This is a genomic window from Variovorax sp. 20P10.2.4, from assembly GCF_058244205.1.
Window position 1 is genome coordinate 1 of record NZ_JBZAYE010000332.1, and the last position, 8,003, is coordinate 8,003.

11 protein-coding genes are annotated in these 8,003 nt (G+C 69.8%); 9 read left to right on the plus strand and 2 right to left on the minus strand.

Features of this window, described 5'->3' with window-relative positions; all coding sequences use genetic code 11:
* Positions 1-113: 113 nt before the first annotated feature.
* The 5 genes from AC27VN_RS25615 (at position 114) to AC27VN_RS25635 (ending at position 3,802) form a co-directional block, all read left to right on the plus strand.
* Positions 114-704 carry a 3-phenylpropionate/cinnamic acid dioxygenase subunit beta gene (locus AC27VN_RS25615; protein ID WP_057592676.1) on the plus strand — a complete coding sequence of 197 codons (591 nt, stop codon included), beginning with the start codon at positions 114-116 and terminating at the stop codon, positions 702-704.
* A 9-nt stretch (positions 705-713) separates the two neighbouring features.
* Complete coding sequence (locus AC27VN_RS25620; protein WP_057592675.1) at positions 714-908, plus strand: hypothetical protein; 195 nt, start codon at positions 714-716, stop codon at positions 906-908.
* Positions 909-992: 84 nt separating this feature from the next.
* Positions 993-1,976, plus strand: a complete 984-nt coding sequence (locus tag AC27VN_RS25625) for a Bug family tripartite tricarboxylate transporter substrate binding protein (RefSeq protein ID WP_490878339.1) — start codon at positions 993-995, stop codon at positions 1,974-1,976.
* A 16-nt stretch (positions 1,977-1,992) separates the two neighbouring features.
* Complete coding sequence (locus AC27VN_RS25630; RefSeq protein ID WP_490878340.1) at positions 1,993-2,961, plus strand: Bug family tripartite tricarboxylate transporter substrate binding protein; 969 nt, start codon at positions 1,993-1,995, stop codon at positions 2,959-2,961.
* Between the two features lie 46 nt (positions 2,962-3,007).
* Positions 3,008-3,802, plus strand: coding sequence for a class II aldolase/adducin family protein (locus tag AC27VN_RS25635; protein ID WP_490878341.1), 795 nt, complete (start codon positions 3,008-3,010; stop codon positions 3,800-3,802).
* Position 3,803: 1 nt separating this feature from the next.
* Here AC27VN_RS25635 and AC27VN_RS25640 read toward each other — a convergent pair whose 3' ends face one another.
* Positions 3,804-4,409 (minus strand): FMN-dependent NADH-azoreductase, encoded by a 606-nt coding sequence (locus AC27VN_RS25640; RefSeq protein ID WP_490878342.1) that lies wholly within the window; start codon positions 4,407-4,409, stop codon positions 3,804-3,806.
* 144 nt (positions 4,410-4,553) lie between these two features.
* Between AC27VN_RS25640 and pdxR the strand changes: the two genes are divergently transcribed.
* The 4 genes from pdxR (at position 4,554) to AC27VN_RS25660 (ending at position 7,223) form a co-directional block, all read left to right on the plus strand.
* The gene (gene pdxR / locus AC27VN_RS25645) at positions 4,554-5,972 is read left to right on the plus strand and encodes a MocR-like pyridoxine biosynthesis transcription factor PdxR (RefSeq protein WP_490878343.1); all 1,419 of its coding nucleotides are present in this window, start codon (positions 4,554-4,556) and stop codon (positions 5,970-5,972) included.
* Between the two features lie 119 nt (positions 5,973-6,091).
* Complete coding sequence (locus AC27VN_RS25650; RefSeq protein WP_490878344.1) at positions 6,092-6,556, plus strand: carboxymuconolactone decarboxylase family protein; 465 nt, start codon at positions 6,092-6,094, stop codon at positions 6,554-6,556.
* Positions 6,557-6,558: 2 nt separating this feature from the next.
* Positions 6,559-6,879, plus strand: a complete 321-nt coding sequence (locus AC27VN_RS25655) for a DMT family transporter (protein ID WP_093352546.1) — start codon at positions 6,559-6,561, stop codon at positions 6,877-6,879.
* 116 nt (positions 6,880-6,995) lie between these two features.
* Positions 6,996-7,223, plus strand: a complete 228-nt coding sequence (locus AC27VN_RS25660; protein WP_490878345.1) for a hypothetical protein — start codon at positions 6,996-6,998, stop codon at positions 7,221-7,223.
* 19 nt (positions 7,224-7,242) lie between these two features.
* Here the strand turns inward: AC27VN_RS25660 and AC27VN_RS25665 are convergent.
* The coding region (locus tag AC27VN_RS25665; RefSeq protein WP_490878346.1) for an ATP-binding protein at positions 7,243-8,003 on the minus strand (761 nt) is incomplete at its 5' end.

Below are 8,003 nucleotides of genomic sequence, written 5' to 3' on the forward strand. Positions count from 1 at the left end.
GACGCCGCCACCGTCTCGGGCACGGTGGTCGACGTCGGCTGCTTCGCGAACCAGGGCGGGCCGATCCCGCCCGCACCGAATTCCTGACCGAACCTCCCACGAAGGACGCATCGATGACCGAGACCCTCACCGAACCGACCGCCGTCGCCAGCCCGCCGCCGAGGCCGCCACGCGACGCGCGCTACTACGAACTCAAGCGCGATATCGAGGAGTTCCTCTACGACGAGGCCGAGATGCTCGACCAGCGGCGCTTTCGCGAATGGCTGGACACGCTGGCCGAGGACCTCGTGTACTTCATGCCGATGATGTTCAACGTCAAGTTCGGCCAGCACGAGACGCGCGAGAAGACCCGCTACGAGAAGGACATGAGCTGGTTCAACGAGGGCAAGTGGACCCTGACCAAGCGCGCCGAGCAGATCCTCACCGGCGTGCACTGGGCCGAGGAACCGCTGTCGCGGCTGTGCCGCCTCGTCACCAACGTGCAGCTCACCGCGATCGAAGAGAACGCGGCCGGCCAGCAGGAGGTGTCGGTGCTCAGCGGCTTCCTGATCTACCAGAACCGCTGCGAGCACGAGGAGTACTACTTCGCCGGCAAGCGCAGCGACGTGCTGCGGCGCGTGGACGGCCGGTGGCAGCTCGCGCGGCGCGAGATCCGGCTCGGCCAGAACGTGCTGCTGGCCAAGAACCTCACCATGTTCTTCTGAGGCCCGCCCATGCTGAACATCATGCACCTCGAGCCGGGCCGCCGGCTCGAACTGCGCAGCGGCGCCATCGGCGAGATCGTCGAGAACATGGGCGACGGCATCTGGGTGCAGCTGCGCATCCTGAGCGCGCCGCGCGGCGACTTCGCCGCGGGCGACGAAGAGCTGATCCATTGCGAGGACATCAAGGACCTCGCGCCCGACTGACATCGACACGCGGCGGACAGGACCGGGCCGTCGAAGCCCGGCCGTCCGTCGACGCACCCCTCACAAGAACCGGAGACAAGCCCCATGAAGATCCTCTCGACGCGCTTCAACGCGCGTGCGCTCGCGAGCGCCGCCCTCGCGCTTTGCGCCTTCGCTGCCACGGCCCAACCCTTTCCCTCCAAACCGGTGACGCTGGTCGTTCCCTTCGCGCCCGGCGCCTCGGCCGACGGCATCGCGCGCATCGTCGGGCGCGAACTCTCCACCGCGCTGGGCCAGCCCGTGGTGGTCGACAACAAGCCCGGCGGGGGTGGCGCCACAGGACTGATCGGCGTGGCGAAGTCCGCGCCCGACGGCTACACCATCGGCATGGGCGCCACCGGCGCGATCGTGGTCAACCCGAACCTGCCCGACGCCGCGCCGCTCAAGCCTCAGGAGCAGCTCGCGCCGGTCGCGAAGGTGGCCGACATCCCGTTGGTGCTGGTGGCCGGCGCGAAGACCGGGCTGCGCGACCTGCGCGGCTTCATCGAGAAGGCGCGCGCCACGCCCGAGGGCACGAGCTACGGCACCACCGGGCAGTACACGGCGCAGCACCTCGCGGGCGAACTGCTGGCCAGCATGGCGAAGCTCAAGCTGGTCGCCGTGCCCTACCGCGGCAGCGGCCCCGCGGTGACCGACCTGCTCGGCGGCCAACTGCCGGTGGCGGTGGTCGACCTGACCTCGGCCTATCCGCACATCAAGAGCGGCGCGCTGGTGGCGCTCGGCGTGACCAGCGCCACGCGCAGCGCGGTGGCGCCCGAAATTCCGACCCTCGCCGAGGGCGGCGTGCCAGGCTACTCGGCCACCGCGTGGATGGGCCTGTTCGCGCCCGCCAAGGCACCGCCCGAGGCGATCGAGAAGCTCGCGGGCGCGATCCAGGCCGTGGTCGCCAAGCCCGAGGTGCAGTCGCAGATCGTCGGGCTCGCGGCCGAACCGCGCTACCTCGGGCCGGCCGGTTTCAAGAGCTTCATCCACGCCGAGTCGGACAAGTGGGCGGGCGTGATCGCCTCCATTCCCGCGCCGCAGAAGTAGCCCGCAAGGAGACGCCATGAACCGCCTGAAGAGATTCGCGAGCCTGCTCGGCCTGGCCATGCTGGCCGGAGCCAGCACCGCCGCGCCCTGGGCGCCCACCAAGCCGGTGCGCATCATCGTGCCGATCACCGGCAGCACCAACGACACGGTGGCGCGGCTGGTGCAGCCGAAGCTGCAGGAGGCGCTGGGCCAGCCGGTGATCGTCGAGAACCGGCCCGGCGCGGGCGGCAACATCGGCGCCGACTACGTCGCCAAGTCGCCGCCCGACGGCCACACGCTGCTGGTGGGCTACAACGGGCCGATCGCGATCAACGCCACGCTGTTCCGCAAGATGCCCTTCGATCCGCGCAAGGACCTGGCGCCGATCACGTTGGCCGTGACCTCGCCGCAGTACCTCGTGGTCAATGCCGACCTGCCCGCGAAGACGCCGGCCGAGTTCGTCGCGCTGGCCAAGGCGCGCAAGGGCGGGCTGTCGTATGCCTCGGTGGCGGTGGGCAGCGCCTCGCACCTCACGATGGAGATGCTGAAGTCGGCCGCGCAGGTCGACATCACGCACGTGCCGTACAAGGGCGCCGGGCCGGCGCTGGTCGACCTCGTGGCCGGCAACGTGCAGAGCGCCTTCCTGGTGCCGGGCAACGTGCAGCAGTTCGTCAAGGACGGCCGGCTGCGCGTGATCGCGACCACGGGCGAGAAGCGCTTCGCGAACGTGCCCGAGGTGCCGACGATGGTCGAGTCGGGCTATCCTGATTTCGTCGCCACGTCGTGGGTCGGCTTCCTCGCGCCCGGCGGCACGCCGCGGCCCGTGATCGACCGGCTCAATGCCGAGATCGTGAAGATCGTGCGCTCGCCCGAGATCAGCGCGAAACTCCGGGAGCTGGAATTCGACGTGGTGGCCGGCTCGCCCGAGGATTTCTCGCGCTGGATCGACAAGGAAGTGAACCGCTGGGGTGCGGTCATCAAGTCGACCGGCGCCACCGTCGACTGACCAGCGCACCCTCACGATCCGAACGAAGAACCCAGGAGACACACGAATGACGATGGATGCGGCTTCGGCCCCACCCGCTCCCCCCGCGCCGGCCGGCATGCCGGCCGCCGAATGGACCGCCCGGCTCGACCTGGCCTGCTGCTACCGGCTGTTCGACCACCTCGGCTGGACCGAGCTGATCTTCAACCACATCACGCTGCGCGTGGACGAAGCCGGCGAGGGATCGGAAGCGCGCTACCTCATCAACCCCTTCGGCCTGCACTACGCCGAGGTCACGCCACTGAACCTGATCTGCACCGACATCGGCGGCAACTCGCAAAGCGAGAGCGCCTACACGGTCAACAAGGCGGGCTTCGTGATCCACAGCGCGGTGCATGCCGCGCGGCCCGATGCGCACTGCATCATGCACGTGCACACCACCGCGGGCTGCGCCGTCGCGTCGAAGGAGGAAGGCCTGCGGCACGACAACTTCTACAGCGCGATGATGTACGGCGACGTGGCCTACCACGACTACGAGGGCGTGACCACGAACCTCGACGAACAGCCGCGGCTGGTGCGCTCGCTGGGCCAGGCCAACCACCTGATCCTGCGCAACCACGGGCTGCTGACCGCGGGGCCCGACATCCCGACCGCCTTCAACCGCTTGTGGACGCTGCAACGCGCCTGCGAGATCCAGCTCGCGTCCGATGCCGGCCGCGGGGCCAACCGTGCGATTCCCACCGAGATCCTCGAGACCGTGCCGGCCACGCGTGTCGCGGGGCGCGGCCCCGTCAACCGGCTGGTGTTCGAAGCCATGCTGCGGCGCGCGGGCATCTCGCGCACGATGTTCGGCCGGGACTGAACTAGCTCCCGAAGTGCGCCGCGAGCGCGAGGTCCGCCGCGGACCTCGCCTCGGCCACGGCCGCTTCGCCCAGCCCCGTGCCCTGCACCGAGAAGAAGTGCAGCTCGGTGAGCCCGATGCTGCCGAGGATCGCGCGCAGATAGGGCGTGAGGAAATCGGGCTGCCGCGCGCGCTCGCCCGAGAAGCGGCCGCCCGAGGCGATCGCGATGAACACGGGCCGGTCGCGCAGCATGCCGACCTTGCCTTCGGGCGTCATGCGGAAGGTGCGGCGCGCGCGCACCACATGGTCGATCCAGGCCTTGAGCACCGAGGGCAGGCTCAGGTTGTGCATCGGCGTGCCGATGACCACGACGTCGGCCTTCTCGAGTTCCTCGATCAGGACATCTGAAGTCGCGACCGCGCCCCGCGGCGCGACCTCGGCCGTGGCCGAGTGCTGTCCCGATGCGTAGTTGGCGTCGATGTGCGCGAGGCCGCCGTCGCCGATCGCGCGCCGCACGAGCAGCGCCGCGGGCGCCTGCCTGCGAAGGTGCTCGACGATCCTGTGCGAGAGCCGGCGGCTCTCGGAGTCTTGTCCGCGCGGGCTGCAGTCCAGGTGCAGGATGTTCATCGTTCGCTCCCCATGATGTGATGGCGGCGATTCTAGGAATCGCATGGTCTGACCCGAAGAGCCATGAATCGATATTTGGAATAGGCCATGATCGATGGCCCGGTGCTACGATCCTGCGCACCCTCCTCTCTCCTCACGCACGCCATGGCCGCAGGGACCCTCGCCCATCTCTCGCCGCTGGACCCGAAGTCGCCGGAGCCCTACTATCGTCAGATCTACGGGCGCTTTCGCAACGCGATCGCGAGCGGCACGCTGAACCCCGGCGACCGCATCCCCTCGGCACGCGCGCTCACGCAGGAGCTGGGACTGGCGCGCGGCACCATCGATGCCGCCTACGGCCTGCTGGCGGCCGAGGGCTACATCCAGGCGCGCGGGCAGGCGGGCACGGTGGTGTCGCCGAGCCTGCGCCCGCGCATGCCGGTCGCGCGCGAGCAGCCGGTGGCGGCAACCCCCTACACGCCGAGCTTCCGGCCCGATTCGATCCTGCCGTTCCAGATGGGCCTGCCCGCGCTCGACGTCTTTCCGCGCAAGATCTGGGCACGGCTTGGCGCACGCGCCGCGCGCGCGATGCAGCCCATCGACATGACCCATCCGGCCGTGCCGGGCTTGCCCGCGCTGCGCGCCGGGATCGCCGCCTATCTGCATGTGTCGCGCGGCATCGACTGCGCGCCTTCACAGGTCTTTCTCACCTCGGGCTACCGCCACACGCTCGAGCTGATCGCGCAGGCACTGCTCAAGCCCGCGGACCGCGTGTGGTTCGAGAACCCCGGCTATCCACCCACGCGCGAACTGCTGGCCGCGATGCGGCTCGCGGGCGTGGCCGTGCCGGTGGACGCCGAGGGCCTGGTGGTGGCCGAGGGCCTGCGGCTGGCCCCGAAGGCGCGCGCCGCGGTGGTCACGCCCGCGCACCAGAGCCCGCTGTGCGTCTCGCTGTCGCTGCCGCGCCGGCTCGCGCTGCTCGACTGGGCCCGGCGCAACCAGTCGTGGATCGTCGAGGACGACTACGACGGCGAGTACCGCTATGCCGGCCGCCCGCTGCCCGCGCTCAAGAGCCTGGACCGCGATGGCCGCGTGATCTATGCCGGCACCTTCAGCAAGGTGCTCTTTCCGAGCCTGCGGCTGGCCTACCTCGTCGTGCCCGAGGCGCAGGTCGAGCGCTTCGAACGGACCCAGGCGATGTTCGCGGGCGGCAGCCCGCAGCTCACGCAGGCCATCGTCGCCGACTTCATCGCCGAAGGGCATTTCGCGCGCCACATCCAGCGCATGCGCAGGCTCTATGCCGAGCGCCGCGACGCGACCCGCATCGGCCTCGAGCGCGTGCTCGGCGCCAAGGTGCGCATCGACGAACAGCCCGGCGGCATGCACCTGATCCTGCGGCTGCAGGGCCGGCGCTCCGACCGCAGGCTGGTCGCGCGCATGCGCGAAGAGGGCCTGTTCGCGGAGGCGCTGAGCGACTGGGCCGTCGACCGGGACATCGCGCCCGCGCTGATGGTGGCCTTCACGAACGTCGATTCCAGCGCCACGGCCGAGCGGCTCGCACGGCGGATCCTGCCGCTGATGTGAAGCGGCGCGGCCGGATCATGGCCTAGAACGCAAGGTAGATCATGGCTCTTTTGAAGTAGACCAAGCCGGAGCACCATACGGTTCTTCATTCAACGCACATTGCTTCCAGAGGATCCGTCATGACCCATCGCATCGACTACGCCAAGGTTTCGCCCGAAGGCTACAAGGCCTTCGGCGGGGTGTACGCCGCGCTCCAGAAGAGCGGCCTGCCCAAGGAACTGGTCGACCTCGTCTACCTGCGTGTCTCGCAGATCAACGGCTGCGCCTACTGCATCGACATGCATTCGCGCGACCTGCTCAAGGGCGGCCTCGCCGTCGACAAGCTGGTGCTGGTGCCGGTGTGGCACGAGGCCGGCGCCGTGTTCAGCGCGCGCGAACGCGCCGCGCTGGCCTGGTCGGAATCGGTGACGCGCGTGGCCGACACCGGCGTGCCCGATGCCGACTACCGAGCCGCCAGCGCCGAATTCAGCGAAAAGGAACTGGTCGACCTGACCTATGCCATCGGCCTGATGAATGCCTTCAACCGCCTCGGCGTGACCTTCCGCGCCACGCCGGCGGCAGCCGCGGCCGCCGCCAAGGCCTGAGCGTGGCCTGGACCCTGCTCGGCATCGCCGGGCTGCTGGAAATCGCCTTCGCCTTCGCGATGAAGTCCTCCGAGGGCTTCACGCGGCTGGTGCCGGCCCTGTTCACGGTCGCCACGGGGCTGTCGAGCGTGGTGCTGCTGTCGTTCTCGATGCGCACCCTGCCGATGGGCACCGGCTACGCGGTCTGGACCGGCATCGGCGCCGCGGGCACCGCGATCGTCGGCGTGCTCGCGCTCGGCGATTCGGCGGCGCCGCTGCGGCTGCTGTGCATCGCGCTGATCCTCGCGGGCGTGATCGGGCTCAAGCTGGTCGCGGCCGACTGAGCAGGCCGCCGCCAGGCGCAGGAGGCATTCAGTTACATGCGCCATCGGCGCCGTCCGACGTGCCTCCCCCGGCGCCCCTCGCGATCATTGCGGCCATATTCCTGGAGGTTCCCAAAATGGCTGTGGCGCAAAAGAACTGGATCGCGGATGGCGGCGGCCACAAGGAGGCATCGCTCGCCACCTGGACCGTGCTCGTGTCGCTGCTGGTCGTCGTCGTCACGATGGCCTGCCTCTACCTCGCGGTGCAGCGCGAGCGGGCGGCCGTGGCGCAGGCTCCGGCGTCGGTGCAGACCCAAGCCGAAGAGATTTCGCTGGCGAGCATGCCGGTCGGGTTGGCCAAGTAAGGCCTGCTCACGGAGCTCTTCAGGCGAGTGGCCGCAGCGCCACGCCCATGTCGCGCCAGTCTTCGGGGTGACAGGTGAACAGCAGCACCTGGTGCCGCTGCGCCGCATCGAACAGCACGCGCTTCATCTGCGCCAGGCGCGGCGCATCGCTGTGCACCAGCGCGTCGTCGAGGATCAGCAGGGTCGGACGGCCCGCCTCCTGCAGCAGATCGGCATAGGCGAAGCGGCTGATGAGCCGCAGCTGCTCGCGCGCGCCGAAGCTCAATTCCTGCAACTGCCCGCTCTCGACCGTGCCGCCGAGGCGCGCGCGCGTGAGCGTGGCGGGCGCGAGTCCCGCATCCATCTCCACCGTGGCGCCGGGCATCAGCAACGGCAGGTAGTGCTGCATGCGCGCCTGCAGCGGTGCCTGCAGCCGGGTCAGCGTGGCCTGCCGCTTCTGCTCGAGCTTGCGGCACAGCAGCGACAGCGCCTCGGCGCGGCGCTGCAGGTCGGCCTGCCGCCGCTGGGCCTGCGCGAGCTGGCCGGCCAGCGCCTCGCGCTGTTCCTCGAGGCCCTGGGCGCCAGCCTGCTGCAGGCCGCTCTCGAGCACCAGCAGCTGTTCGCGCCGTTGCTGGTGGCCGCGCATCAGTTGCTCGATGCTGCGCCGCAGCCGCTCGATGTCCTGCAGCACGATGTCGGGCCGCGCGGCCTGCAATTCGGTCTCGGTGAGATCGATGCGCGCGGCCAGGGCATCGGCCTCGGCGCTCGCGGCCAGCAGTTGCTGGTTCGCCTGCGCCTGGC